The sequence below is a fragment of the Streptomyces sp. NPDC044921 genome (genome assembly GCF_056432865.1).
The window spans coordinates 141421-167406 of sequence record NZ_JBWKIF010000017.1 but is presented as its reverse complement, the minus strand read 5'-3'; the positions used below and the strand labels follow the sequence as shown (position 1 = coordinate 167406).

Sequence of the window (25986 nt, the reverse complement as noted above, 5' to 3'; positions counted from 1 at the left end):
TGAAGCCGGCGCGTTCGGCCACCGCTCGGGAGGCCCGGTTCCCCACCTCCGCGCGCCATTCGACGCGGTCGATCGCGCCGTGGACGAACGCCCAGCGGCAGGCGGCGAGGACCGCTTCCGTGACGTAGCCGTGGCCGCGGTGCCGTTTCGCGGCCCAGAAGCCGATCTCCGCCACCCCCAGGGCGCGCATGGTGAGGCCGAGCATGCCAGCGAGGTCTCCGGAGCGGAGGAAGACACCGAAGGTGAACATGGAGCCGTCCGCCCAGCCGTCCGGAGCCGTCCGCTCGGTGAAGCTCTCGGCGTGCTCGCGCAGGTAGGGCGAGCAAATCGTGGTCCAGCGCTGGATGTCGGGGTCCTGGCAGGCCTCGTACACCGCGTCGGCGTCCCGGGGCTCGACCGTGCGCAGCAGGAGGCGGTCCGTGGTGAGGGTGACGGGGTCCATCGGCCGATTCTGCTCGGCGGGGCGCTCGGGGTGCCATCCCTGTGCCGCCGATGGCATGCCTTCGCCGTCAGTGAGGGTGTGATCACGGCGGGTGCATTTCGGTGGCCGGATGCGGCACCATCCGGAGGGCCCGGACGTTGTCCCCTTCGAAGCAGACGTGAATCAGAATGGAAGCAGCGGACGGTAGCCGTCACGGCAGGCCCTCCCGGCGCGGTGGGGTCCTCGCATACGATGGCCGTTGCTCAGTAAGTCAAGTGGTAACCGACCGTCCCAGGCCCGACCGGCAAGGAGACCAACCCCCGTGTCCGTCCTCTCGAAGATCATGCGTGCAGGCGAAGGCAAGATCCTGCGCAGGCTGCACCGCATCGCGGACCAGGTCAACTCCATCGAAGAGGACTTCGTCGACCTCTCCGACGCCGAGCTGCGGGCCCTCACCGATGAGTACAAGCAGCGGTACGCCGACGGTGAGAGCCTGGACGACCTGCTGCCCGAGGCCTTCGCCACCGTCCGCGAGGCCGCCAAGCGCGTCCTCGGCCAGCGTCACTACGACGTGCAGATGATGGGCGGCGCCGCCCTGCACATGGGTTACGTGGCCGAGATGAAGACCGGTGAGGGCAAGACCCTCGTCGGCACGCTGCCGGCGTACCTGAACGCGCTGTCCGGCGAGGGCGTCCACATCATCACGGTCAACGACTACCTAGCCGAGCGCGACTCCGAGATGATGGGCCGCGTCCACCGCTTCCTGGGCCTGAGCGTGGGCTGCATCCTGGCCAACATGACTCCGGCTCAGCGCCGCGAGCAGTACGCCTGCGACATCACCTACGGCACGAACAACGAGTTCGGCTTCGACTACCTCCGCGACAACATGGCGTGGTCCAAGGACGAGCTCGTCCAGCGCGGCCACAACTTCGCCATCGTCGACGAGGTCGACTCCATCCTCATCGACGAGGCCCGTACGCCGCTGATCATCTCCGGCCCGGCCGACCAGGCGACCAAGTGGTACGGCGACTTCGCCAAGCTGGTCAAGCGGCTCAAGCGCGGCGAGGCCGGCCAGCCCCTCAAGGGCATCGAGGAGACCGGCGACTACGACGTCGACGAGAAGAAGCGCACGGTCGCCATCCACGAGTCCGGTGTCGCCAAGGTCGAGGACTGGCTGGGCATCGACAACCTCTACGAGTCGGTGAACACCCCGCTCGTGGGCTACCTGAACAACGCCATCAAGGCGAAGGAACTGTTCAAGAAGGACAAGGACTACGTCATCATCGACGACGAGGTCATGATCGTCGACGAGCACACCGGACGTATCCTCGCCGGCCGCCGTTACAACGAGGGCATGCACCAGGCGATCGAGGCGAAGGAAGGGGTGCCGATCAAGGACGAGAACCAGACGCTCGCCACGATCACCCTCCAGAACTTCTTCCGCCTCTACAAGCGCCACGACCACAACGGCAAGGAACAGCCCGGTCTGTGCGGCATGACCGGTACGGCCATGACCGAGGCCGCCGAGTTCCACCAGATCTACAAGCTCGGCGTGGTGCCGATCCCGACCAACCGGCCGATGATCCGCAAGGACCAGTCCGACCTGATCTACCGGACCGAGGTCGCCAAGTTCGAGGCCGTCGTCGACGACATCGAGGAGAAGCACCGCAAGGGGCAGCCGATCCTCGTCGGCACCACCTCCGTCGAGAAGTCCGAGTACCTCTCGCAGCAGCTGAGCAAGCGCGGCATCCAGCACGAGGTGCTCAACGCCAAGCAGCACGACCGGGAGGCGACGATCGTCGCCCAGGCCGGCCGCAAGGGCGCGGTCACGGTGGCCACGAACATGGCCGGCCGTGGTACGGACATCAAGCTCGGCGGCAACCCCGAGGACCTCGCCGAGGCCGAGCTGCGCCAGCGCGGCCTCGACCCCGAGGAGCACATCGAGGAGTGGGCGCACGCCCTGCCCGAGGCGCTGGAGCGGGCCGAGAAGGCCGTCAAGGCGGAGAAGGAAGAGGTCGAGAGGCTCGGCGGCCTCTACGTCCTCGGCACCGAGCGGCACGAGTCCCGGCGGATCGACAACCAGCTGCGCGGTCGTTCCGGCCGTCAGGGCGACCCGGGCGAGTCCCGCTTCTACCTCTCGCTCGGCGACGACCTGATGCGGCTGTTCAAGGCCCAGATGGTCGAGCGCGTGATGTCCATGGCGAACGTGCCGGACGACGTGCCCATCGAGAACAAGATGGTCACGCGCGCGATCGCCTCCGCCCAGTCGCAGGTCGAGCAGCAGAACTTCGAGACCCGCAAGAACGTCCTGAAGTACGACGAGGTCCTCAACCGCCAGCGCGAGGTCATCTACGGCGAGCGCCGCCGCGTCCTGGAGGGCGAGGACCTGCACGAGCAGATCCAGCACTTCATGGACGACACCATCGACGCCTACGTCCAGGCCGAGACCGCCGAGGGCTTCCCGGAGGACTGGGACCTCGACCGGCTGTGGGGCGCCTTCAAGCAGCTCTACCCGTGCAAGGTCACGGTCGAGGAGCTGGAGGAGGCGGCCGGCGACCGGGCCGGGCTCACCGCCGAGTTCATCAGCGACTCCGTCAAGGACGACATCCACGAGCAGTACCAGGCGCGTGAGGCGCAGCTCGGCTCCGAGATCATGCGTGAGCTGGAGCGCCGGGTCGTGCTGTCGGTCCTGGACCGCAAGTGGCGCGAGCACCTCTACGAGATGGACTACCTCCAGGAGGGCATCGGCCTGCGCGCCATGGCGCAGAAGGACCCGCTGGTCGAGTACCAGCGTGAGGGCTTCGACATGTTCACCGCGATGATGGAGGGCATCAAGGAGGAGTCCGTCGGCTACCTGTTCAACCTGGAAGTCCAGGTCGAGCAGCAGGTCGAGGAGGTCCCCGTCGAGGACGCCAAGCCCGTGGCCGACCTGGAGAAGCACGACTCGGTGCCGGCGCAGGCGGGTGCCCGGCCGGAGATCCGTGCCAAGGGCCTCGACGTCCCGCAGCGGCGCAACCTCCACTTCTCCGCGCCGACGGTCGACGGCGAGGGCGGCACCATCGAGGGCGACTTCACCGAGGACGGCGAGCCGGTGCGTTCCGAGGCCGACGGTCTCACGCGCGCGGAGCGCCGCAAGCAGGCGCGCAGCCGGGGTCGCCGCAAGAAGTGACGGTGGCTGTGTCGCTGTCGCCGGCGTCGCGTCTGCCGCCGGCGTCGGCGTAGCCTCCGTCGTCGTGTTGCCGAAGGGCCGGGCACCAACAGGTGCCCGGCCCTTCGGCGTGCGGCGGTTCAGTCGGTGTCCGGCCGGGGTGGCCGGGGACCGCCGAGTTCGACCGCCGTGCAGCGCCAGCGGAGGTCCCTGCCGAGTTCCAGGCGGAAGGCCATGGCGCGCAGCCGGTCGCCGGCGCCGATGCGGGCGAAGGCCTCGATGGCGCCCGGGCGGGGTTCGAAGTACCCGATGTCCCGGACGACGGGGCGGGCGCCACGGGTGCGCAGGGGGCCGCGTTCGGCCAGCCAGGCCAGTTCGTCGTAGGCGCGGCCGCGGGTGTGGCGGAGCATCGAGTGGACGGGGCGGTGGCCGCTCAGCACGGCGACGAGGAGGTCAGCGAAGACGTCGGTGGGGAGGGGGTGGGGGACGGGCCGTCGCGAGGCCTGGGACCCGCGTCCCCGCCCGGGCGTGGTCCGCGCGGGCGCCGGGCTCGGGGCGGCCGTGGGCTGGGAGGCGGTGCGGGCCGTGGGCTGGGAGGCGGTGCGGGCCGTGGGCTGGGAGGCGGTGCGGGCCGAGGACTGTGGCGTGGTGCGGGCCGAGGATTGGGGCGTGGTGCGAGCCGAGGATTGGGGCGTGGTGCGGGCCGAGGGCGGTGGCGTGGTGCGGGCCGAGGACTGTGGCGTGGTGCCGGTGGAGGGCGGGGACGCGGCGGCGTCCGGGCTCCTGCGCGGCGTGGTGCGGGGGCCCGGGGAGGCCGGCCGGCGGCCGCCCGGGGAGGTGGGGGGCCGGGTGTCGGCGGGGCGGGTGGCGGAGCGCTTGGCCCGGGCGGAGGCCGGGGGACGGCCGCCCGCTGCCGGTGGGCGGGCGGGGCCGCCGCCGGGGGTGCGGGGCGGGCCGGTGGGGGTGAGGGGCGGCGGGGCGGGCCGTTCGGCGGCGGAGGAGGGGGGTGCCTCGTGGTCCCGGGTGTGCGGGGCCGTGCCTGCCGGGGCGCCGGGGACCGGCTGGCGGCGCGCGGGCGGACGGCGGTGGGTCCGGGTCATGACCTTGTGCATGGGGGTCCCCGTTTCGTGGGCCGGTGATACCGGTGAGTAACTTCGGGTGGTTGATCTTGTACGGGGCGGAGGGGGTCGGGGCAAGGAAGCGGACTCCGCGTCGGCGGCGCCGGAAGGTTCACTTATCCGGGTGATGTGCCAGGTGCGGGGCCCGGCCGCTCGGGGGCGGGGCGGGTGAATCCCCGGCCCGGGGTGGACGCCTCCGGTGCCACGGGACGGGACTCGAAAGGGGACGCGGCGCACGTGAACGCGGCGCACGTATTCTGAAGCCCCTGCCGGACCCCAGGGCGTCTTCGGCACCCGGAGGTCCACGACGACCATGACCCACCACGAAAGCGGCCAGCCATGCGTGTCTACGTGCCCATGACCCTCCCCGGTCTCGCCGAGGCGTACAGGACGGGTGAGCTGGGGGCCGGGCCGTTCGTCGCCTACGCCGTGACGCCCGCGCTGCGCGAGTGGTACCTCTCCGACGACATCGAGGAACTGGAGTACGCGGCGCTCAGCCGTGCCGCGCTGGCCTCGCTGCGGCTGCTGGCCGCACAACCGGACGCGCCCCGGCGCCGGGTCGTGGTGGCCGTCGACGTGCCCGACCGGGTCGCGAGCGCGGATCCCGACCGGGGCCTGGACCCGGCGGCGCTGGGCGAGGTGCGGGTCGCCGGGGCCGTGGCGCTGGCCAAGGCGGCGTCCGTGCACGTCGACGCGGCCGACGCGGAGCCCGATGTGACGGCGGCGGCCGAGGCGCTGCCGGCGGCGGACGCCGGCGACGACGACGCCCAGTTCGTCGTGGACGGCGCGGAGGACCACGAGCTGCTGTGGTTCGCCACGCAGGAGATCCCCAACCTGGTGGGGCGCGGGAACTGAGCCGACCTCCCGCCGGGGGCGCGTTGGGGCGCCGTTCTCTTGATTGTCAGTGGGGGCGGGTACGTTCTGGGGCATGGGGACGAAGACGGGCGCGCACATTGTCTGGGACTGGAACGGGACGCTGTTCCATGACATCGACGCGATCATCGGGGCGACGAACGCGGCCTTCGCCGAGCTGGGGCTGGAGGCGCTGACGCTGGAGAAGTACCGGGAGCTGTACTGCGTACCGGTGCCGAAGTTCTACGAGCGGCTGATGGGGCGGCTGCCGACCGAGGCCGAGTGGGAGCTGATGGACGACATCTTCCACCGGTACTACGCGGAGCACCGGGTCGGCTGCGGGCTGACGGCGGGAGCGGAGGAGCTGCTCGCCGGGTGGCGGTCGACGGGGCGCAGCCAGTCGATCCTGAGCATGTACGTGCACGAGGAGCTCGTGCCGCTGGTGCGCGGTTTCGGGATCGAGGCGCACTTCATACGCGTGGACGGGCGGACCGGGCCGTCGGGCGGCAGCAAGGCCGAGCACATGGTCCGGCACCTGGGGTCGCTGAGCGGGGTGGCCCCGGAGCGCACGGTGGTGATCGGGGACGCCGCGGACGACGCGCTGGCCGCGCTGCACGTGGGAGCCCGGGCCGTGCTGTACACCGGGGGGTCGCACAGCCGGACGAGTCTGGAGACGGTGGGCGTGCCGGTCGTGGACACGCTGGAGGAAGCGGTCGCCGAGGCGCAGCGGCTGGCGGCGTAGTCCTGTGCGCGGCGTTGCCCCGCGGCGGGGAGGGCTCAGCGGCTCGGCGGGGCCGGGTGCCGCTGTGCGCGGCGCCGCCCTCGGCGGTACGCGTCCCGGCAGGCTTGAGGGCCCCGTCCTGTACCCGCACTGTGCAGAACGTCAAACTTCCGGGACTGGTTTTGTACACATACGGCTCATGACGGGGGGCCTGTAAGGAGCGATAGCCTTGGTGGCGTGATCAGCGCGATAGTTCGCGGGGACGCCGACGTCCTCGCCCTGCGCCCGGAGAGCACGGACGACATCCGTGTCCGGGCGGCAGTCGCTGGTCCTCGCGGGCGGGACGGGACATCGAGGACTCCCGGGACGCCGAGCACCACCAGGACGCAGGCGTCGCCGAGAGCAGCGTCACACCGGTGGAGCAGCTCAAGAATGGCTCAGACACCCCCGCTCATCTCACCTTGCGGCATAGCGTCGGTACGGACCGGATACCCCGTGTCACGACGTGACGTCGTAGGCGCAGAGGCCGTACTTCCTTCTACGTCACGCAACGGCGCGCGACAGGAGCCAGAGGACAATGCAGACCAAGCTGGACGAAGCCAAGGCCGAGTTGCTCGAGAGGGCCGCCCGGGTAGCTGAGAACAGCCCGGTCGGGGGGCACCTACCGACCGGGTCGACGGGCGAGGAGACCCCAGACGCCCCGCAAGCTCCGGACCGCGAGTCCCTGCTCACGTTCCTCCAGCGTTACTACCTGCACACGGCCCCGGAGGACCTCAACGGCCGCGACCCGGTCGATGTCTTCGGAGCCGCCGTGTCGCACTACCGGCTGGCCGAGAACCGCCCCCAGGGCACGGCCAACGTGCGGGTTCACACGCCCACGGTCGAGGAGAACGGGTGGACCTGCAGCCACTCGGTCGTCGAGGTCGTCACCGACGACATGCCCTTCCTCGTCGACTCCGTCACCAACGAGCTGACGCGGCAGGGGCGCGGCATCCACGTCGTCATCCACCCGCAGTTCGTGGTGCGGCGCGATGTCACCGGCAAGCTCATCGAGGTACTGCCCACGCCCGCGACCGGCGCCGGGAGCCTCCCGCACGACGCGCACGTCGAGTCCTGGATCCACGTCGAGATCGACCGCGAGACCGACCGGGCCGACCTGAAGCAGATCACCGCCGACCTGCTGCGCGTGCTCTCCGACGCCCGCGAGGCCGTCGAGGACTGGGGCAAGATGCGGGACGCGGCGATCCGGCTGGCGGAGGGGCTGCCGGACGAGCCCATCCCCGGCGACCTGCCCGGGCCCCAGGTCGAGGAGGCCCGCGAGCTGCTGCGCTGGCTGGCCGACGACCACTTCACGTTCCTCGGCTACCGCGAGTACCAGCTGCGCGACGACGACTCCCTGGCCGCCGTGCCCGGCACCGGCCTCGGCATCCTGCGCGCCGACCCGCACCACTCCGACCAGGAGAGCCACCCGGTCAGCCCGTCCTTCGAGCGGCTGCCCGCCGACGCCCGGGCCAAGGCCCGCGAGCACAAGCTCCTCGTCCTGACCAAGGCGAACAGCCGGGCGACCGTGCACCGGCCGTCGTACCTGGACTACATCGGGGTCAAGAAGTTCGACGCCGACGGCAACGTCATCGGTGAGCGGCGCTTCCTCGGGCTGTTCTCCTCCGCCGCCTACACCGAGTCCGTGCGCCGCGTCCCCGTGATCCGGCGCAAGGTCGAGGAGGTCCTGGAGCAGGCCGGGTTCTCGCCCAACAGCCACGACGGGCGCGACCTGCTGCAGATCCTGGAGACCTACCCGCGCGACGAGCTGTTCCAGACCCCGGTCGGCGAGCTGCGCGCCATCGTCACCTCCGTGCTCTACCTCCAGGAGCGCCGCCGGCTGCGGCTCTACCTGCGCCAGGACGAGTACGGGCGCTACTACTCGGCCCTCGTCTACCTGCCGCGCGACCGCTACACCACGGCCGTCCGCCTGCGCATCATCGAGATCCTCAAGGAGGAGCTCGGCGGCATCAGCGTCGACTTCACGGCGTGGAACACCGAGTCGATCCTGTCCCGGCTGCACTTCGTCGTCCGGGTCCCGCAGGGCACCGAGCTGGAGCAGCTGTCCGACGCCGACAAGGAGCGCATCGAGGCCCGCCTGGTGGAGGCCGCCCGCTCCTGGGAGGACGCCTTCGCCGAGGCGCTCAACGCCGAGCTCGGCGAGGAGCGCGCGGCCGAGCTGATGCGCCGCTACGCGCACGCCTTCCCCGAGGGCTACAAGGCCGACCACAACCCGCGCGCCGCGGTCGCCGACCTCGTCCACCTGGAGCAGCTGAACGCCGAGGAGGGCGAGGACTTCGCGCTCAGCCTCTACGAGCCGGTGGGCGCCGCCCCCGAGGAGCGCCGCTTCAAGATCTACCGCACGGGTGACGCGATCTCCCTGTCGGCGGTGCTGCCGGTCCTCAACCGGCTCGGCGTGGAGGTCGTCGACGAGCGGCCCTACGAGCTGCGCTGCGCGGACCGCAGCGTGGCCTGGATCTACGACTTCGGCCTGCGCATCCCCCGCCCGCGCAACGGGAGCGCGGACTACTTCGGCGACGACGCCCGCGAGCGCTTCCAGGACGCCTTCGCCGCCACCTGGACCGGCAAGGCGGAGAACGACGGCTTCAACGCCCTCGTGCTCAGCGCCGGGCTGACCTGGCGGCAGGCGATGGTGCTGCGCGCGTACGCGAAGTACCTGCGCCAGGCGGCGTCGACGTTCAGCCAGGACTACATGGAGGACACCCTCCGCAACAACGTCCACACCACCCGGCTGCTCGTCTCCCTGTTCGAGGCGCGGATGTCGCCGGACCGCCAGCGCGCGGGGCACGAGATCGTGGACGCCCTGCTGGAGGAGGTCGACGCGGCCCTCGACCAGGTCGCCAGCCTCGACGAGGACCGGATCCTCAGGTCCTTCCTCACCGTCATCAAGGCGACCCTGCGGACCAACTTCTTCCAGGAGGCCGCGGGCGGCAGGCCGCACGAGTACGTCTCCATGAAGTTCGACCCGCAGGCCATCCCCGACCTGCCGGCGCCGCGCCCCGCCTTCGAGATCTGGGTGTACTCGCCCCGCGTGGAGGGTGTGCACCTGCGCTTCGGCAAGGTCGCGCGCGGCGGCCTGCGCTGGTCGGACCGGCGGGAGGACTTCCGCACGGAGATCCTGGGCCTGGTCAAGGCGCAGATGGTGAAGAACACCGTCATCGTGCCGGTCGGCGCCAAGGGCGGTTTCGTCGCCAAGCAGCTGCCCGACCCGAGCGTGGACCGCGACGCGTGGATGGCCGAGGGCATCGCCAGCTACAAGACGTTCATCTCGGCCCTGCTCGACATCACCGACAACATGGTCGCGGGCGAGGTCGTGCCCCCGGCCGACGTCGTCCGGCACGACGAGGACGACACCTACCTCGTCGTCGCCGCCGACAAGGGCACCGCGACCTTCTCCGACATCGCCAACGAGGTCGCCGAGAAGTACAACTTCTGGCTCGGTGACGCCTTCGCCTCCGGCGGCTCCGCCGGGTACGACCACAAGGGCATGGGCATCACCGCGCGCGGCGCCTGGGAGTCCGTCAAGCGGCACTTCCGCGACATGGGCGTGGACACGCAGAGCGAGGACTTCACGGTCGTCGGCATCGGCGACATGTCCGGTGACGTGTTCGGCAACGGCATGCTGCTCTCCGAGCACATCCGCCTGGTCGCCGCCTTCGACCACCGGCACATCTTCATCGACCCCAACCCCGACGCCGCGACCTCCTACGCCGAGCGCCGCCGGCTGTTCGAGCTGCCCCGCTCCAGCTGGGAGGACTACGACAAGGAGCTGCTGTCGCCCGGCGGCGGCGTCTTCCCGCGCACGGCCAAGGCGATCCCGGTCAACGCGCACATCCGCGAGGCCCTCGGCATCGAGGCCAAGGTCACCAAGCTGACCCCGGCCGACCTGATGAAGGCCATCCTCCAGGCGCCGGTGGACCTGCTGTGGAACGGCGGCATCGGCACGTACGTGAAGGCCTCGACCGAGTCGAACGCGGACGTCGGCGACAAGGCCAACGACGCCATCCGCGTCGACGGCAAGGACCTGCGCGTCAAGGTCGTCGGCGAGGGCGGCAACCTGGGCCTGACCCAGCTCGGCCGGATCGAGTTCGCGCTGCACGGCGGCCGGATCAACACCGACGCCATCGACAACAGCGCCGGCGTGGACACCTCCGACCACGAGGTCAACATCAAGATCCTGCTCAACGGCCTGGTCGCGGACGGCGACATGACGGTCAAGCAGCGCAACAAGCTGCTCGCCGACATGACCGACGAGGTCGGCCGCCTGGTGCTGCGCAACAACTACGCGCAGAACACGGCGATCGGCAACGCCCTGGCCCAGTCCAAGGACATGCTCCACGCCCAGCAGCGCTTCATGAAGCACCTGGTCCGGGAGGGACACCTGGACCGGGCGCTGGAGTTCCTGCCCACCGACCGGCAGATCCGCGAGCGGCTCGCGCAGGGCCAGGGCCTGACCGGGCCGGAGACGGCCGTCCTGATGGCCTACACCAAGATCACGGTCGCCGAGGAGCTGCTGCACACCTCGCTGCCGGACGATCCCTACCTCAAGGGCCTGCTCCACGCCTACTTCCCGACCGAGCTGCGCGAGCAGTTCCCCGACCGGCTCGACGGCCACCCGCTGCGCCGCGAGATCACCACGACGGTCCTCGTCAACGACACGGTCAACACGGGCGGTACGACGTACCTGCACCGCCTGCGCGAGGAGACCGGCGCGTCGCTGGAGGAGATCGTGCGCGCGCAGACGGCGGCCCGGGCGATCTTCCGCTCGTCCGTCGTGTGGGACGGGGTCGAGGCGCTCGACAACAAGGTCGAGGCCGAGGTCCAGACCCGCATCCGGCTGCACTCGCGCCGCCTGGTGGAGCGCGGCACGCGCTGGCTGCTCAACAACCGGCCGCAGCCGCTGCAGCTCGCCGAGACGGTCGACTTCTTCGCCGAGCGGGTCGAGCAGGTCTGGTCGCAGCTGCCGAAGCTGCTGCGCGGTGCCGACCTGGAGTGGTACCAGAAGATCTACGACGAGCTGACGGGCGCCGGTGTCCCGGACGAACTGGCCACGCGCGTGGCCGGTTTCTCCTCCGCCTTCCCGACGCTCGACATCGTCTCGGTCGCGGACCGCATGGGCCGGGAGCCGATGGACGTCGCCGAGGTCTACTACGACCTGGCCGACCGGCTGCGCATCACCCAGCTCATGGACCGCATCATCGAGCTGCCCCGCGCCGACCGCTGGCAGTCCATGGCCCGCGCGGCGATCCGCGAGGACCTGTACGCGGCGCACGCGGCGCTGACGGCGGACGTCCTGGCCGTGGGCAACGGCAGCTCGACGCCCGAGCAGCGCTACAAGGCCTGGGAGGAGAAGAACGCGGCGATCCTGGGCCGGGCCCGCGTCACACTGGAGGAGATCCAGAGTTCGGACGCGTTCGACCTGGCGAACCTGTCGGTGGCGATGCGCACGATGAGGACCCTGCTGCGCACGCACTCGTAACGCGTAGGCGGGCGAGGACGCCCCGGGCCGAGGACGGTCCGGGGCGTTTCCTTTCTGCGGGCGCGGCGCGGGTGCCGGTGCGGGCGCGGGCCCGGGCCCGGGCGATGCTCAGCGCAGGGCGCTCGCCACCAGCCGGGCCGCCCGTTTCACCTTCGGCCGGGCCACCCGCCGTACCACCGGGCGGATCACCCGCGCGGTCACGCCCACCGGCTCCCAGCGGACCTGCAGACGGCCCGGGCCGTGGCCCTCCGGTTCCACCGTCAGCCGGTGCGACGGGACACGGGTGGTCAGCGTCGGGAACGTCAGCGGCGCCAGCAGCAGGCCCGTGTGGGACAGACCCTGGTGCGTCAGCCGCAGCAGCGGGTGGCGGACGCCCGCGAAGCCCTGGAGCGGCAGGGAGGCCGCCGCGAGGTCCAGATGGGCGTGGCCCTGGAAGACGCCCGGCCGCACGGGGGAGAGGCGGAAGTGGACGTGCAGGCGGCGACCGCCCGGGGCGATGAGCAGCGTGGCGCGCTGGGGGCCGACCGGGAGGCGCCGGGCCGGGTCGTACGTGCGGATCGTGAGGTCGACGGAGGCGCCCGGGCCCCGGGTGATCTCGGTGATCTCGTGGCGGAACTGGGCGCTGGGGAAGGGGCGGGTCTCCAGCTCCAGGTCGGAGATGTCCAGTTCCCGGCGGGCCCAGGCGGAGGCGGGGACCTGGTTGCCCCAGTAGGCGCGGCCGTCGCCGTCCGTGGTGACCTGGCGGGGGGCGACGCCGTGGCCCAGACCCCTGGACGCCAGGCGGGCGTCCGCGAGCCGGCGGTCCCGGATCAGCTGCACGACCACCCGCTCGGCCCGCGGGAGGCGGGCGAACGCGCCGGGGGTGAGGGTGTCGAGGTAGGGGGTGACGAGGTCCGCGAAGGAGGTCAGCCAGGCGTCGTCCCGGTAGGGCAGGTCACCGGCGTACATGCGGAAGTCGTGCTTGAGGAACTTGTGGTCCTTGTCCTCGCGCAGCGACTCGTGGCCGCTCTCGGCGAGGAACGCGTCGATGAGCCGCTGGACGTGGATGCGGTCGCGCACGTTGGCGAGCTTGTGCCGCTGGTTGGATATCGAGGCCGCGTCGGAGGCGGCGTAGGGGGCCACGTACCAGCGGTAGACCGGCTCCGGGATGATCGTGAAGGTCTTGGCCAGGCAGTACGCCTGCGCCGAGAACAGCTGGTCCTCGTAGTGGATGCCCTCCGGGAAGCGCAGGCCGTGCCGGTCGAGGAAGGCGCGGGCGTACATCTTGCTCGTCGACAGGTGCTCGAAGAGCAGGCGCGGGTCGGACTCGATGCCGTCGAGGGTGCGGCGCTCGGCGACCAGGTGCGGCATCCAGGTCGAGCGGCGGCCGTTGTCCACGCGGACCCGCTGCACCGCCCCCATGGCGAAGTCGAGCTCGCGTTCGCGGTGCGCGGCGAGCAGCAGGGCGACGGCGTCGTCGGGGAGTTCGTCGTCGCTGTCGAGGAACATCAGGAACGGCGCCCGGGCGATCTCCAGGGCGCGGTTGCGCGGGGCGCTGCAGCCGCCGCTGTTGCGCTCCAGGCGCAGGTGGCGGATGCGGGGGTCCTCGACCGCAAGACGCTGGGCCACCGCCGGGGTGGCGTCCGTGGAGTGGTCGTCGCTGATGATGATCTCGATGTCGCCGTGGGTCTGCCGGCGGACCGACTCGACGGCGCGGGGGAGGCGTTCGGCGTCGTTGTAGACGATGACCGTCACGGTGACGTCGGGGGTGCTCATGGCGTCCGGGGTGCTCATGCGGTCGCCTCCTGCGGCGTGGGGGCCGGGGTGCGCTCCTCGATCGGCAGGACCGGCGGCAGGTCCTTCTCGTCCTGGCCGAGGAAGACCCGGCGGACGACGCGTTCGGCGGCGCGTCCGTCGTCGTACTCGCAGAACCTGCGGCGGAAGGCGGCGCGGGTCTTGGCCGCGCTCTCGTCGCGCCAGGCCTCGGTGGTGAGGATCTCGGTCAGCTCCCGCTGGCTGCGGGCGACGGGGCCCGGGGCCTCGGCCATCAGGTCGAAGTAGACGCCCCGGGTCGTGCGGTAGGTCTCCCAGTCGTCGGCGTAGACGACGATCGGCCGGTCGAGGTTGGCGTAGTCGAACATGATCGAGGAGTAGTCCGTGACCAGGGCGTCCGCCGCCAGGCACAGCTCCTCGACCGGGTCGTAGGAGGAGACGTCGATGATCCGGCCCGTGCGGCGCAGGTTGGTCAGCGGGGAGGCGGCGCCGCCGTAGAAGTAGTGGCCGCGCACGAGGAGGACCGTCTCGTCGCCCAGGCGGTCGGCGAGGGCCGCGAGGTCCAGGCGCGGGGTCCAGCCGGCCTCGTAGTCGCGGTGGGTGGGCGCGTAGAGCACCGCCCGTCGGCCGGGGGCGATGCCGAGACGGTCGCGGATGGCGCGGATCTCGGCGGCGCCGGCGGTGTAGTAGACGTCGTTGCGCGGATAGCCGTGATCGAGGGAGACGTAGCGCGAGGGGTAGGCCCGCTCCCACATGCGGGTGGTGTGGCTGTTGGCGGAGACGCTGAAGTCCCACTTGTCGACGCGCTCCAGCAGCGCCTGGAAGTCCAGGCCCTGCGCGGCGGCCGGGTACGCCATCTGGTCGAGGCCCATGCGTTTCAGGGGCGTGCCGTGGTGGGTCTGGACGTGGATCGCGTCGGGGCGCTTGACCACCGCGTTGGGGAAGTTGACGTTGTTGACCAGGTACCGGGCGGTGGCCAGCACCTCCCAGTAGCGGCGGGTGCCGGGCACGACGTGGTCGGTGCCGGGCGGCAGCAGGGCCGCGTTCTCCGCGGTCACCACCCACACCGGGTGGATCTGCGGGGCGAGTTCGGCGAGCTTGGCGGCGATCGCGGCCGGGTTGCAGGCGACCCCGCGGTTCCAGTACGCCGAGAACACCGCCAGGTGCGGGTTGACCGGGCGGCCGAGCGCCCTGCGGTACTGCTGGTCGCGGAGCCTGGCGCCCACCTGGCGCTTGCGGGCCCGTACGGCCGACCTGGCGGTGCGGCGGGTGCGGTTGACGGCCTGGAAGGCCCGGTACCTGGCGTACGCGCCCTCCTGGAGCAGCGAGCGGCGGACGCCTTCGAGGCCGGCCGGGTGGCGGTAGCCCTCGGGGCGGCGGCGCAGGGCGGCCAGGGACGCCCGGCGGAAGAACTCCCGCGCGACCTCCTCGGGCATGCCGCCGCGGGCGAAGGTGCGCAGGCAGTCGCGGACCATGACGTCGTAGAGCACGGTGTGGGCGGCCCGGCGGTCGCGGGTGAGGTCGAGGAGGGACTCGTAGCGCGCGACCAGGCCGTAGCGCTGCTCGGGCGTGACCGGCGGGAGGCTCGCGGGGCGCAGCCGGCGGTCCTCGTAGGCGGCGTGCGGCAGGCAGGCGACGCGGTCGGCGAGCAGCAGGGCGGCCAGGGCGGCGTACGGCTCGTCGTCGGTGGTGAAGTGCTGCTCGTGCGCCTTCCAGAAGTCCGCCCGCAGCACCCGGGTGCCGAGCAGCGGGGTCAGCCGCAGCAGCGGCGAGCAGTCGTCGAGGGCGACGTCCGCCCGGCCCGCCCGGGCGAGCAGGGAGCCGTCGGGGGAGGGCATGCCGGTGCTGCGCCAGGTGCTGCGGACGTGGTCCAGCAGCAGCACGTCCACCTCGGGCGGCAGCTCGGCCACCCGCTCGGCGACCAGGCGGGGGGCGCCGGCGGGCAGGCCGTCCTTGGCGTGGACGAAGTGCAGCCAGCGCCCGGAGGCCCGCGCCGCGCCCGCCGCCCGCGCCGCGGCGTCGCCCGTGCCGTCCGGCAGCGGCAGCACCGTCAGGTCCGGGGCGTGCCGCTCGGCCGTCTCCCGGGCCCAGTCGCCGACCGCGGCCACGATCACCTCGGCGTCGGGCAGCGGGTGGGCGGCGAGGGAGTCGAGGAGCTCCGTCAGGTGGCCCTGCACGTTCGGCCCGTGGACGACGACGCTGAGCTCGGCCATCACGGGCCCCCTTCTCACGGCTGCACCTACGTGGTCATGCTGCCATCAACGAGACAAAAGGGCCGATCGAGTGGGCCTCGCGAGGGAAACCCGGGGCGTCACCGGGAGAGCCGGGCGCACTCCGCCAGGAGCCCGCCCGGGGGAACTCACGCGGAAGCCTTCGCCTTCGGCGTCTTCTCGCCGGTGAACGCCTCGTACTCCTTCAGCACGTCTTCCGTCGGCCCGTCCATGCGCAGCTCCCCGCGCTCCAGCCACAGCACGCGGTCGCAGGTGTCGCGGATGGACTTGTTGTTGTGGCTGACCAGGAAGACCGTGCCCGCGTGCTTGCGCAGTTCGCGGATCCGCTCCTCGGAGCGCTTCTGGAAGGACCGGTCGCCGGTGGCCAGGGCCTCGTCGATGAGCAGCACGTCGTGGTCCTTGGCGGCGGCGATGGAGAACCGCAGCCGGGCCGCCATGCCGGAGGAGTAGGTGCGCATCGGCAGCGTGATGAAGTCGCCCTTGTCGTTGATGCCGGAGAAGTCGACGATCTCCTGGTAGCGCTCCCTGATCTGCTCGCGGGACATGCCCATGGCCAGGCCGCCGAGGTGCACGTTGCGCTCGCCGGTGAGGTCGTTCATCAGGGCCGCGTTGACGCCGAGCAGGGACGGCTGGCCGTCGGTGTAGATGCGGCCGTTCTCCACCGGGAGGAGCCCGGCGACGGCCTTGAGCAGGGTCGACTTGCCGGAGCCGTTGGTGCCGATCAGGCCGATCGCCTCGCCCCGGTACGCCACGAACGACACGTCGCGCACCGCGTGCACCCGGCGCACACCGGCCGCCTTCTCGGTCTGCCTGCGGCGCACGATGCGGTTCAGGGCGGCGGTCGCGGAGCCGCGTCCGGCGCCGGTGCCGTTGACCCGGTAGACGATGTCGACGCCGTCGGCGACGACGGTGGGGGTCTTCTCGGTCGGTTCAGCCACGGCCGTAGGTCTCCTCAGCCTTCCAGAAGTAGACGAACCCGCCCACCCCGGCGAGCAGGGCCCAGCCGGCGGCGATCGCCCACACGTGGGCGGGGAGCTGGCCGGCGTGGAAGCTGTCGATCAGGGCGAAGCGCATCAGGTCGATGTAGATCGCGGCCGGGTTGGTCTCCAGCAGGACCGTCACCACGCGCGGCAGGCTGTCCTTGTCCGCCAGCTTGTCGATGCTCCACATGACGCCGGAGACGTACATCCAGGTGCGCAGCACGAACGGCATCAGCTGGGCGATGTCGGGGGTCCTGGCGCCCATCCGGGCCATGACCATGGAGACGCCCGCGTTGAACGTGAACTGCAGGAACAGCGCCGGCACCGCCAGCAGCCAGGAGACCGCGACCGGCACGCCGAAGCAGAGCAGGATGACGACCAGGGCGGCCATCGAGAACAGCAGTTGCTGCAGCTGCTGGAGGCAGAACGACAGGGGCAGCGCGGCACGCGGGAAGTGCAGGGCCCGCACCAGGCCGAGGTTGCCGGAGATGGCCCGGGTGCCCGCCATGATCGAACTCTGCGTGAAGGTCCAGACGAACACGCCCGTGACCAGGAACGGCACGTAGTCCGGCACGCCGTGCTTGGTGCCGAGCAGGACGCCGAAGATGAAGTAGTAGACCGCCGCGTTGAGCAGCGGGGTCATCACCTGCCAGACCTGGCCGAGCTTCGCCTGGCTGTACTGGGCGGTGAGCTTGGCGGTGGCGAACGCGGTGATGAAGTGGCGGCGGGCCCACAGCTGCCGGACGTACTCGGGCAGGGAGGGGCGGGCGCCGCTGACCGAGAGGCCGTGGCGGGCGGCGAGGGCCGCGAGGTCGTCGTCGGCGGGGGCCGAGGCCTGGGGCGGTGAGTGGAGGACCTGACTCACATCCGCTGCTTTCACTCGGGGAGAGGGGGGTGGGGCCGAGGGCCGCGGCAGGGCGGAAGGGGTGGTCTTTACCGGAACCTGCACGGCTCTTTACGTCGGGACGGGACCGTATCGTCGCAACGCGAGCGTAATCCGTTCGAGCGTCGCAACGCAACCGTTTCGTCGTGGCGCCCTATGCTGTCCGGCATGACGACGAAGCCCGAGGAGCCCCAGCCGTCCCCGCGCCGCCGGGCCCCCGCGGGCGCGGCCGTGCTGCGGGCGGACGTGACGGAAGCCATCCGGGCCGCCGTGTTCGAGGAGCTCGCGGCCGTCGGCTACGCGCGGATGTCCATCGAGGGGATCGCGCGCCGGGCCGGGGTCGGCAAGACGGCGGTCTACCGCCGCTGGCGCTCCAAGCTGCACCTGGTCCTGGACATCGTCTCGGCGCTCGCCGTACAGGGCCTGCCCGCGCCGGACACCGGCTCCCTGGAGGGTGACCTGCGGCTGCTGTACGAGGTGACGTCCCGCGCCCTGCGCCACCCCGTCGCCTCGCAGATCATCCCCGACCTCCAGGCCGAGGCGGCCCGCAACGCCGAGATCGCCGAGGCCCTGCGGAAGGCCCTGCGCGAGGGCCAGGACGGGGTCGCCACCGGCATCGTCACGGCGGCGCAGCGGCGCGGGGAACTGCGCGAGGGCCTCGACCACGACCTGGCGCTCGACCTGATCTCGGGCCCGCTGTACTGGCGCTCCGTGGTGATCCGCAGCCCGAAGCTGCCCAAGGGCTACCTGGGATCGCTGGCGACGGCGACGGCGGCGGCACTACGCGCGCTGTGACGGCCCACCCCTTCCGGGAGGCCGGTCCTGGTGGGACGAAGGCCGGTCCTGGTGGGACGAAGGCCGGTCCGGGTGGGGCGGGTCAGCGCCGCGCGGCGGGTCCTGCCCGGGCAGGTCGGCCCTGGTGTGGCGGGTCAGCGCCGCGCGGCCGGTCTGATCCGGGTGGATCAGCCCCGTGCGACCAGTCCGGTCCGGGTCAGCCAGCCCCGCGCGGCCGGTCCGTCCGGGAAGAGATGGGGGCGGGTCAGCACGGGCGGCCGGTCGGAACCGGGCCGGTCAGCCCCGCGCTGCGGTACCTCCGGGCAGGTCAGCCCGATGGGACCGGTCAGCCCCGCGCGGCCGGTCCGATCCGGGCCGGTCAGCCCCGCGCGGCCGGTCCGATCCGGGGCGGTCAGCGCCGCGCGGCCGGTCCGATCCGGGGCGGTCTGCACCGTGCGTCGGTCCGGGCCGGTCAGCACCGCGCGGCCGGTCGGAACCGGGCCGGTCAGCACCGCGCGGCCGGTCCGATCCGGGCCGGTCAGTGCCGCGCTGCCTCCGGGTGCAGGCGCACCCAGCCCTGCCACGCCGAGGCGATCATGTCCTGGACGTCGTGCCGGGCCTTCCAGCCCAGTTCGGCGGCGGCGCGGTCGGCGGAGGCGACGACCCGGGCCGGGTCGCCCGGGCGGCGCGGGGTGACCTCGGGCGGCAGGTCGTAGCCGGTGACCGCGTTGATGCGGTCGATCATCTCCCGCACGGAGACGCCCTCGCCCCGGCCGATGTTGACCGTGAGGTCGCGGCCGGGCGCGGAGCGCAGCACCCGGGCCGCGGCGACATGGGCCTCGGCCAGGTCGACGACGTGGATGTAGTCCCGCACGCAGGTGCCGTCCGGGGTCGGGTAGTCGTCGCCGAAGACGCGCGGCGGCGCGTTCTCCGTGAGCTTCTCGAAGACCATCGGCACGAGGTTGAAGACACCCGTGTCGGCCAGCTCCGGGCTCGCCGCGCCCGCCACGTTGAAGTAGCGCAGGCAGGCGGTGGCCAGCCCGGTCGCCCGGCCCGTCGCACGCACCAGCCACTCGCCGGCCAGCTTGGTCTCGCCGTACGGCGACACCGGCGCGCAGGGCGTCTCCTCGGTGACCAGGTCCACGTCGGGCATGCCGTAGACCGCGGCGGAGGAGGAGAAGACGAAGGACGCGACCCCGGCCGCCGTGACCGCGTCCAGCAGGATCCGCAGGCCCTCGATGTTCTCCCGGTAGTAGCGCAGCGGCTGCTCGACCGACTCGCCCACCTGCTTCTTCGCCGCGAGGTGGACCACGCCGGTGACCTCGTGGTCCGCGAGGGCGTGCGCGAGCCGCTCGCCGTCCAGGGTCGAGCCCACCACCAGCGGCACCCCGTCGGGCACGCGCTCGGCGATGCCGGTGGACAGGTCGTCGTACACCACCGCCTGTTCCCCCGCCGCGGTCATCGCCCGTACGACGTGCGCGCCGATGTAGCCGGCGCCGCCGGTGATCAACCAGGTCATGTGCGGCCGTCCCCTCGTCAGTTGGCCCGTGGTGGTGTGGCGCTGGTCCGTCGCGGCCGTCTTGGCCGTCGTGGCCGTGGGTGCGTGGTGGTGCCCTCAGTGAAGCAGGCGGCGCAGCCTCCGGCGTACGACGGACAGCACTCCGCGTACGCCCGGTGCCACCCGCAGCGCCAGCGCACCGGAGTGGGTGGTGTACGGCTGTACGAGTACCACGCCACGCCGGGCGCTCGGGATGGCGCGGCGGCGCAGCAGACCGGCGCCCGTGAGCGCGTGCGCCGTGACCTCCCGGCTCCCGCCGTCGCGGAAGCGCACCCGCAGGCGCAGGTCCCAGGTTCCCGCGCCGAGCGCGACCAGCGCGGACAGGTCGACCCCGGCCTCGGCCGACCAGGTGGCGGGGGTCCCGGTCGGTCGGGACCCGTCACCCGGCACGAGCGCCGCGGTCCCGCCCGGCACCATCACATCCCCGTCGTCCCGGTGCCACCACTCCACCTCCACCGCCTCCGGTCCCGCCTGCGCCACCCGTCCGTACAGCTCGTGCAGGCGCAGCCGCAGCCGGGTGCCGCGGGCGCGCGGCCGCAGCGCGGCGTCGACGGCGAGGGGCAGCGCCCGCACCGGAGCGGTCAGCAGGGGATCCAGGGGGACCTGGGGGAGGTCGCCGGACCAGACGGGCGTGCCGTCGGCGGCCCGGGCGTACGGCGGGTACAGCCGGGCCGGCCGGGCCGCCAGCTCCCGCAGCCGGGGCAGGTCGCGCGGCTCCGGGGCGGCCAGGACGACCCGCCCGGCCAGCCGGCCGGGAGCGGCCGGGTTGCGCGCCCAGTCGTCGGCGTCGTACTCCGCCAGGTGCGCCCGCGTGAGCTCCCACCACGCACGCCGGTAGGCGGTGTCGCGCAACCCCAGTTCGCGCAGGTACATCCGCAGGTCGTGGTCGAGGAACTTGGCGCGCGCGGCCCGCGCGAGTTCCTTCTGCCCGGCGCCCAGCAGGATCTCGTACGCCTGCCGGCAGGCCTGCGTGCGGGCCCGCCAGTTGTCCACGCCGGCCCGGTCCAGCGAGATCGACAGCCGCTCGGCGGACCGCCGCACGTGCCAGACGTACACCCGGTCCGGCACCAGGGCGATGCGCGGGGCGGCGGCCAGGACGCGTGCGGTGAAGACGACGTCCTCGTAGGGGAAGCGCCCCTCGGGGAAGCGGATGCGGTGCTCGTGCAGGAAGCCGGTCCGGTACAGCTTGTTGACGCAGAGCGTGTCGTGGACCAGGCGGGGCCGCCGCGCGGGCCGCGGCACCACGGCGTGGTGGGTGTAGAGGCCGCCCTGCCAGGGGACCTCGCGGCCGGAGGGCAGTTCCCTGCGCACGCACAGGCCGCTCGCCACTTCCGCGCGGGCGCCCCGCGCCGCCCCGAGCAGCGCGTCGACCGCGCCGGGCGGCAGGACGTCGTCGCTGTCGAGGAACATCACGTAGGGCGAGGTCACCGCGTCGAGCCCGGTGTTGCGCGGGGTGCCGCAGCCGCCGCTGTTGGCCCGCCGGCGGATCACCCGCAGCCGGGGCTGCGACGCGGCCAGCCGGTCGAGCAGGTCCGCGCTGCCGTCCGCCGAGCAGTCGTCGACGGCGACGACCTCCCGCACGGCGGGGCCCTGGTCCAGCGCCGAGCGCACGGCGTCCGTCACGTGGGCGGCGTCGTCGTAGCCGATGACCACGACGGCCACGTCCGTCGCGGCATCTCTCACGGGGTTCGTCACGGGGTTCGTCACGGCGTTCATCACGGCGGATCGTAAGCCGGGCGAATGACATGAAAGTGATAACACACCATCAAGCGTCATGGAACCGCCCCTAATATCACAGAATCGGGCCGTGACGATCGGACAGGCGAGGGGGAGCGGCCGGTTCGGCGCGCGCGTGCCGCCCGTGGCGGTTCCCATGGCCGTGATGCTCGCGATGGGTCTGTGGGGCCTGGACCGCGGCGGCATGTGGGGCGACGAGAGCGTCACCTTCCAGGTGGCGCAGCGCACGGTGGGGCAGATCTGGCGGCTGCTGCACGACGTGGACGCGGTGCACGGCCTGTACTACCTGGTCATGCACGCCGTCCTCGCCGTTCACCCGGACGAGGTCGTGCTGCGCCTGCCGTCCGTCGCCGCGGCGACGGCGACCGCCGGCCTGGTGGCGGCCCTGGGGGTCCGGCTGGCCGGGCCCCGGGTCGGCCTGTGGGCCGGCGTCCTCTACGCGATCACGCCGATGACCGGCCACTACGCCCAGGAGGGGCGGTCGTACGCGCTCGTCGCGGCGGGCGTGGCGGCGGCGACGCTGCTGCTGGTACGGGCCGTGGACGACGGGAGGGCCCGGGCGTGGTGGCCGTACGGGGCGGTCCTCGGTGTGAGCTGCCTGCTGCACGAGTTCGCGGTGGTGGTGCTCTGCGCGCACGCCCTGACCCTCGCCCTGTGGCGGGTGCCCCGCGGCACGTGGTCCGGCTGGGGCCGCGCGGCGGGCGCGGCGGTGGTGCTCCTGCTGCCGCTGGTGTGGGTGTCGCAGGGGCAGGCCGGGCAGGTGGCGTGGCTGATGACGCCGGGCTGGGACCGGGTCGTGAAGCTGGCCCGGAACGTCGCGCCCGGCCCGGACGGGCTGGTCCTCTGGGGGTCGCTGCTGCTGATGGCCGTGGGGCTGCGGGCGCGGCGGCTGGCGGCGGTCGCGCTGCCGCTGCTGGTGGTGCCCCCGGGCATCCTGCTGACCGCCTCCCAGGTCCGGCCGCTGTTCCACGACCGGTACGTGCTCTACGCGCTGGCGGGCGGGTCCCTGCTGCTCGCGGCCGGGGCCGACCGGGTGGCGGGGGTGCTCGGGCGGGTGCGGTTCGACGGGCGGCGGATGCGGATCGGTGGCCGGCAGGCGCACGCCCTGGTGGGCTGCGCCGGCGTCCTCGCCCTGACCGCCACCTTCCTGCACCAGTTGCCCGTCCACCGCCAGGACCGCTCGGCCGCGCACCGCCCGGACAACCTCGCCGTGGTCTCCGCGCTCGCCGTCCGCCAGATGCGTCCCGGTGACCCGGTGCTGTTCGTGCCGTCGGTCGGCAGGCTCGCCGCGCTGGCCTATCCGAAGGGGTTCGCCCGGGTGCGGGACATCGCGCTGCGGGAGTCGGCGCCCCGGTCCGGGACGCTGTGGGGGCGCGAGGCGACTCCCGGGGAGCTGCGGCGGCGGCTCGCCCCGGTGGACCGCGTCTGGCTGGTCGCCGAGCGGTACGCGCTGGATCCGGGCTGGTCACCGGCCGATCCCGTGGAGCGCACCAAGCTGGACGTGCTGGCGAGGGAGTTCACCGTCCGGGAGGAGCACGTCCGGGACGACGTGGTCCTGCGCCTGCACGTGCGGCGGCGCTCCGCCGAGGTGCCGCCGGGCCTCGCTACGACGGTCCGGCTGCCGGTGAGCCGCCCGGCGACTCCGCGAGCGCGGCCGCGTCCAGCGCGCTGGTGAGCTCGTCGAGGCGGGCGCGCAGGGCACGGATCTCGGCGGCGTCGAAGCCCGTCGAGGCGGCGATCCGGCGCGGCACCTGCAGCGCCCGCCGCCGCAGCGCGGTGCCCTCCTCGGTGAGCCGCACCTCCACGGACCGCTCGTCGCGCGCGCTGCGCTCCCGGCGCACCAGACCGGCCGCCTCCAGCCGTTTGACCAGCGGCGACAGCGTGCCGGAGTCCAGCCGCAGATGCTCGCCGAGCTTCTTCACGGGCAGCTCGCCGTGCTCCCACAGCACCAGCATCACCAGGTACTGCGGGTAGGTGAGCCCCAGGTCCCCGAGGATCCCGCGGTAGACGCCGTTGAAGGCGCGGGAGGCCGCGTGCAGGGAGAAACAGATCTGCTGGTCCAGGCGGAGCCAGTCGTCGTCCTGCGTGTTCATGCCTCCAGAGTAGCTCGCGCCCACCATTCAATTGCGCACAACTTAATTGTGTGCTCTAATTCTTGCTGTCAGGCGGTCCGGAAGCGGGCCGCCGAACGACGACCGAGAGGGAAGGTTTTCCATGGACGCGCTCTACACCGCTGTCGCCACCGCCACCCACGGCCGTGACGGCCGGGCCGTCAGCTCCGACGGCGTGCTGGACCTCGCCCTGGGCGTGCCCCAGGCGATGGGCGGCAACGGCCAGGGCACCAACCCCGAGCAGCTCTTCGCCGCCGGCTACGCGGCCTGCTTCGGCAGCGCCCTCGGCCTGGTCGGCCGCCAGGCCAAGGTCGACGTCAGCGACGCCGCCGTGACCGCCGAGGTCTCCATAGGCAAGCAGGGCGAGGGCTTCGGGCTCGCGGTCACCCTCCGGGTGGAGCTCCCCGACAGCGTGGACGAGGCGACCGGCCGCAAGCTGGTCGACCAGGCCCACCAGGTCTGCCCCTACTCCAACGCCACCCGCGGCAACATCGACGTCGACCTCGTCATCGAGTAGGCACCGCCGCGCGTCACTCCCCGACCCGCGCCAGGACCTCCCCCGTCCGTCCGCTCCACGCCACCACCACGGCCTCCTCGGGCACCGGGTGCCAGCGCGTCAGCAGCAGCCAGCGCACGTGGTAGCGGCGGACGACGGCGGCCCGCTCGGCGCGGGTCGAGTCGTGGGCGAGATAGGCGCGCACGTCGGCCGCCCGGCGCTTGCGCTCCGTCTCGGCCAGGGCCGGGTCGGGCCAGATGGGCGCGGCGAGGTTCGGTCCGTGGCCGGCGAGGGCGTGGCTCGCGAAGTACCCGTCGGTGATCACCACCTCGCCCCGGCCGATGTGGCGCGCCGCCCACGCGTACGACGGCCAGCGCGTCGGCTGCGCGAAGCCCACCGGGTCGACCGAGCGCGGCACGACCGCCCCGGCGTGCACGGTGAGGAACCCGGTGCACACCCCGGCCGCCGCCACGGCGCCCAGCACTCCGCGCGCCCTGTGCCAGGGCCGTGGCGCCGCCAGCTCCACCGCCAGGGCGAACTGCAGCGGCACCAGCACGGCCCACAGGGCACGGGCGTACGTGTAGTGCCCGCTCACCCAGCCGTACGCCACCAGCAGGCACTCCAGCGCGAACATCCACACCAGCGGGTCACGCGCCGAGCGCCGCGCCCGCAGCCACAGCGCGGGCAGGCCGAGCAGCGCCAGCCAGGAGTTGGCGGGCATCCGCTCGTACAGCTGCCGGTGCATCGCGTCCATGCCGGTGTCGCCCACCAGCTCCAGCACGTCGTAGTACGGCCACGCCAGGGCCGCCGCCGCACAGGCCGCGGCGGCCAGCGCCCAACGGGCCGCGACCGGCCGGCGCCAGCCGCGCTGCCGGGACGCCACGATCGCCACCGCCCCGGTGAGCGCCGACGCGGCCGTGACCGGATGCGTGAGCAGGATCAGCGCGTACAGGACGCCGATCCAGGCGTACCCCCACCAGCCGCCGAGCCCGCTCGGGCCGACGAACCGCACGGCCGGGACGTCCTCCCGGGCGCGGGTGCCCGTCCAGGCCCACGCCCAGAAGGTCAGGCCGATGGCCAGCGCGGACGGATAGCCCAGGTTCGTCGTCATCGACATCAGCCCGAGGTAGCCGCTCCACAGGATCCGCGTGGTGCCCCACAGCAGCGTCATGAACAGCAGCGCCAGCACCGGCGCCCAGGGGCGTGCGGTCAGGCTCCGCACGAAACGGCCGAGCCCCGAGAGCAGCACCAGCAGGTGGACCGGCCCGGCGAGCTTCACGACCGCCCAGCCGGACAGTCCCGTCAGCCGTGCCAGCACGCCCTGCGCGACGGCGTACGGGCCGTAGTAGGGGCTGCCCTCGCCCGGCAGGTCCGCCATGGTGTGGGCCGGGTGCAGCAGGTCGTCCCTGAGACGTTCGATCACCGCCGCGTGCTGCCCGGCGTCGCAGCACAGCGGCACCCGCCAGTACGCCAGCGTCAGCACGAGCCAGAACAGGGCGCCGTAGAACTGGTACGGGGTGGGCCGTCCCAGCCGGCCGCCGCGCAGCGCCGTCGCGCCGCGCACGGCCCGCCGGACGAGGACCGGGGCGCTCACAGGAGAGGGGGAAGGGTCTGGGGCATGCGCCGAATGTTCCCGGCCCTACGCACGCCCTGACGGCGGATCAC

16 protein-coding genes and 1 pseudogene are annotated in these 25986 nt (G+C 72.7%); 7 read left to right on the top strand and 10 right to left on the bottom strand.

The window, feature by feature from the left end; translation table 11 throughout:
- Positions 1 to 10: 10 nt before the first annotated feature.
- Positions 11 to 442: pseudogene (locus tag AC07DA_RS25710) on the bottom strand (GNAT family N-acetyltransferase); the annotation flags it as partial.
- A gap of 301 nt (positions 443 to 743) precedes the next feature.
- Here AC07DA_RS25710 and secA point away from each other — a divergent pair.
- Positions 744 to 3590: a preprotein translocase subunit SecA gene (gene secA, locus AC07DA_RS25705; RefSeq protein ID WP_479130554.1), complete on the top strand. Its 2847-nt coding sequence runs from the start codon at positions 744 to 746 to the stop codon at positions 3588 to 3590.
- A gap of 119 nt (positions 3591 to 3709) precedes the next feature.
- On the opposite strand, the gene AC07DA_RS25700 is transcribed toward secA, so the two are convergent.
- Positions 3710 to 4669, bottom strand: coding sequence for an Rv3235 family protein (locus AC07DA_RS25700; protein ID WP_479130553.1), 960 nt, complete (start codon positions 4667 to 4669; stop codon positions 3710 to 3712).
- Between the two features lie 357 nt (positions 4670 to 5026).
- Here AC07DA_RS25700 and AC07DA_RS25695 point away from each other — a divergent pair, with 357 nt between their 5' ends.
- The 3 genes from AC07DA_RS25695 to AC07DA_RS25685 all read left to right on the top strand — a co-directional run bounded on the left by AC07DA_RS25695 (position 5027) and on the right by AC07DA_RS25685 (position 11799).
- Entirely contained in the window at positions 5027 to 5542 is a 516-nt protein-coding gene (locus AC07DA_RS25695) for a DUF6912 family protein (RefSeq protein ID WP_479130552.1), read from the top strand.
- 73 nt (positions 5543 to 5615) lie between these two features.
- Complete coding sequence (locus tag AC07DA_RS25690; RefSeq protein WP_479130551.1) at positions 5616 to 6281, top strand: HAD family hydrolase; 666 nt, start codon at positions 5616 to 5618, stop codon at positions 6279 to 6281.
- A 556-nt stretch (positions 6282 to 6837) separates the two neighbouring features.
- Entirely contained in the window at positions 6838 to 11799 is a 4962-nt protein-coding gene (locus tag AC07DA_RS25685) for an NAD-glutamate dehydrogenase (protein ID WP_479130550.1), read from the top strand.
- 108 nt (positions 11800 to 11907) lie between these two features.
- Here AC07DA_RS25685 and AC07DA_RS25680 read toward each other — a convergent pair whose 3' ends face one another.
- The 4 genes from AC07DA_RS25680 to AC07DA_RS25665 form a co-directional block, all read right to left on the bottom strand.
- Positions 11908 to 13554 (bottom strand): glycosyltransferase family 2 protein, encoded by a 1647-nt coding sequence (locus tag AC07DA_RS25680; protein WP_479130568.1) that lies wholly within the window; start codon positions 13552 to 13554, stop codon positions 11908 to 11910.
- 14 nt (positions 13555 to 13568) lie between these two features.
- On the bottom strand, positions 13569 to 15764 hold the full coding sequence (locus AC07DA_RS25675; RefSeq protein ID WP_479130549.1) for a CDP-glycerol glycerophosphotransferase family protein: 2196 nt from the start codon (positions 15762 to 15764) through the stop codon (positions 13569 to 13571).
- 146 nt (positions 15765 to 15910) lie between these two features.
- Positions 15911 to 16720, bottom strand: a complete 810-nt coding sequence (locus AC07DA_RS25670; RefSeq protein WP_479130548.1) for an ABC transporter ATP-binding protein — start codon at positions 16718 to 16720, stop codon at positions 15911 to 15913.
- Positions 16713 to 17627 carry an ABC transporter permease gene (locus AC07DA_RS25665; RefSeq protein WP_479130547.1) on the bottom strand — a complete coding sequence of 305 codons (915 nt, stop codon included), beginning with the start codon at positions 17625 to 17627 and terminating at the stop codon, positions 16713 to 16715. The genes AC07DA_RS25670 and AC07DA_RS25665 overlap by 8 nt, the downstream gene beginning before the upstream one ends.
- 186 nt (positions 17628 to 17813) lie before the next feature.
- Between AC07DA_RS25665 and AC07DA_RS25660 the strand changes: the two genes are divergently transcribed.
- A complete protein-coding gene (locus tag AC07DA_RS25660) occupies positions 17814 to 18440 on the top strand; it encodes a TetR/AcrR family transcriptional regulator (RefSeq protein WP_479130546.1) in 627 nt (208 codons plus the stop codon).
- Positions 18441 to 18957: 517 nt separating this feature from the next.
- Here the strand turns inward: AC07DA_RS25660 and galE are convergent.
- Positions 18958 to 19938, bottom strand: coding sequence for a UDP-glucose 4-epimerase GalE (galE, locus tag AC07DA_RS25655; RefSeq protein ID WP_479130545.1), 981 nt, complete (start codon positions 19936 to 19938; stop codon positions 18958 to 18960).
- Between the two features lie 96 nt (positions 19939 to 20034).
- Positions 20035 to 21693 (bottom strand): glycosyltransferase family 2 protein, encoded by a 1659-nt coding sequence (locus AC07DA_RS25650; RefSeq protein ID WP_479130544.1) that lies wholly within the window; start codon positions 21691 to 21693, stop codon positions 20035 to 20037.
- Positions 21694 to 21850: 157 nt separating this feature from the next.
- Here AC07DA_RS25650 and AC07DA_RS25645 point away from each other — a divergent pair, with 157 nt between their 5' ends.
- Positions 21851 to 23389: a glycosyltransferase family 39 protein gene (locus AC07DA_RS25645; RefSeq protein WP_479130567.1), complete on the top strand. Its 1539-nt coding sequence runs from the start codon at positions 21851 to 21853 to the stop codon at positions 23387 to 23389.
- Here the strand turns inward: AC07DA_RS25645 and AC07DA_RS25640 are convergent.
- Complete coding sequence (locus tag AC07DA_RS25640) at positions 23319 to 23807, bottom strand: MarR family winged helix-turn-helix transcriptional regulator (protein ID WP_479130543.1); 489 nt, start codon at positions 23805 to 23807, stop codon at positions 23319 to 23321. The two genes, AC07DA_RS25645 and AC07DA_RS25640, sit on opposite strands and share 71 nt — an antisense overlap.
- Before the next feature lie 121 nt (positions 23808 to 23928).
- Between AC07DA_RS25640 and AC07DA_RS25635 the strand changes: the two genes are divergently transcribed.
- Positions 23929 to 24342, top strand: a complete 414-nt coding sequence (locus tag AC07DA_RS25635; RefSeq protein ID WP_383335826.1) for an organic hydroperoxide resistance protein — start codon at positions 23929 to 23931, stop codon at positions 24340 to 24342.
- 13 nt (positions 24343 to 24355) lie between these two features.
- Here the strand turns inward: AC07DA_RS25635 and AC07DA_RS25630 are convergent, their stop codons facing one another.
- Positions 24356 to 25915, bottom strand: a complete 1560-nt coding sequence (locus tag AC07DA_RS25630; protein ID WP_479130542.1) for a hypothetical protein — start codon at positions 25913 to 25915, stop codon at positions 24356 to 24358.
- Between the last annotated feature and the right edge of the window lie 71 nt (positions 25916 to 25986).

Coding starts and splice junctions, on each gene's coding strand:
- galE (WP_479130545.1), bottom strand. CDS start 19,938: ATGACCTGGTTGATCACCGGCGGCGCCGGCTACATCGGCGCGCACGTC.
- AC07DA_RS25650 (WP_479130544.1), bottom strand. CDS start 21,693: ATGAACGCCGTGACGAACCCCGTGACGAACCCCGTGAGAGATGCCGCG.
- AC07DA_RS25675 (WP_479130549.1), bottom strand. CDS start 15,764: ATGGCCGAGCTCAGCGTCGTCGTCCACGGGCCGAACGTGCAGGGCCAC.
- AC07DA_RS25680 (WP_479130568.1), bottom strand. CDS start 13,554: ATGAGCACCCCCGACGTCACCGTGACGGTCATCGTCTACAACGACGCC.
- AC07DA_RS25660 (WP_479130546.1), top strand. CDS start 17,814: ATGACGACGAAGCCCGAGGAGCCCCAGCCGTCCCCGCGCCGCCGGGCC.
- AC07DA_RS25645 (WP_479130567.1), top strand. CDS start 21,851: ATGGCCGTGATGCTCGCGATGGGTCTGTGGGGCCTGGACCGCGGCGGC.
- AC07DA_RS25640 (WP_479130543.1), bottom strand. CDS start 23,807: ATGAACACGCAGGACGACGACTGGCTCCGCCTGGACCAGCAGATCTGT.
- AC07DA_RS25695 (WP_479130552.1), top strand. CDS start 5,027: ATGCGTGTCTACGTGCCCATGACCCTCCCCGGTCTCGCCGAGGCGTAC.
- AC07DA_RS25635 (WP_383335826.1), top strand. CDS start 23,929: ATGGACGCGCTCTACACCGCTGTCGCCACCGCCACCCACGGCCGTGAC.
- AC07DA_RS25700 (WP_479130553.1), bottom strand. CDS start 4,669: ATGACCCGGACCCACCGCCGTCCGCCCGCGCGCCGCCAGCCGGTCCCC.
- AC07DA_RS25685 (WP_479130550.1), top strand. CDS start 6,838: ATGCAGACCAAGCTGGACGAAGCCAAGGCCGAGTTGCTCGAGAGGGCC.
- AC07DA_RS25690 (WP_479130551.1), top strand. CDS start 5,616: ATGGGGACGAAGACGGGCGCGCACATTGTCTGGGACTGGAACGGGACG.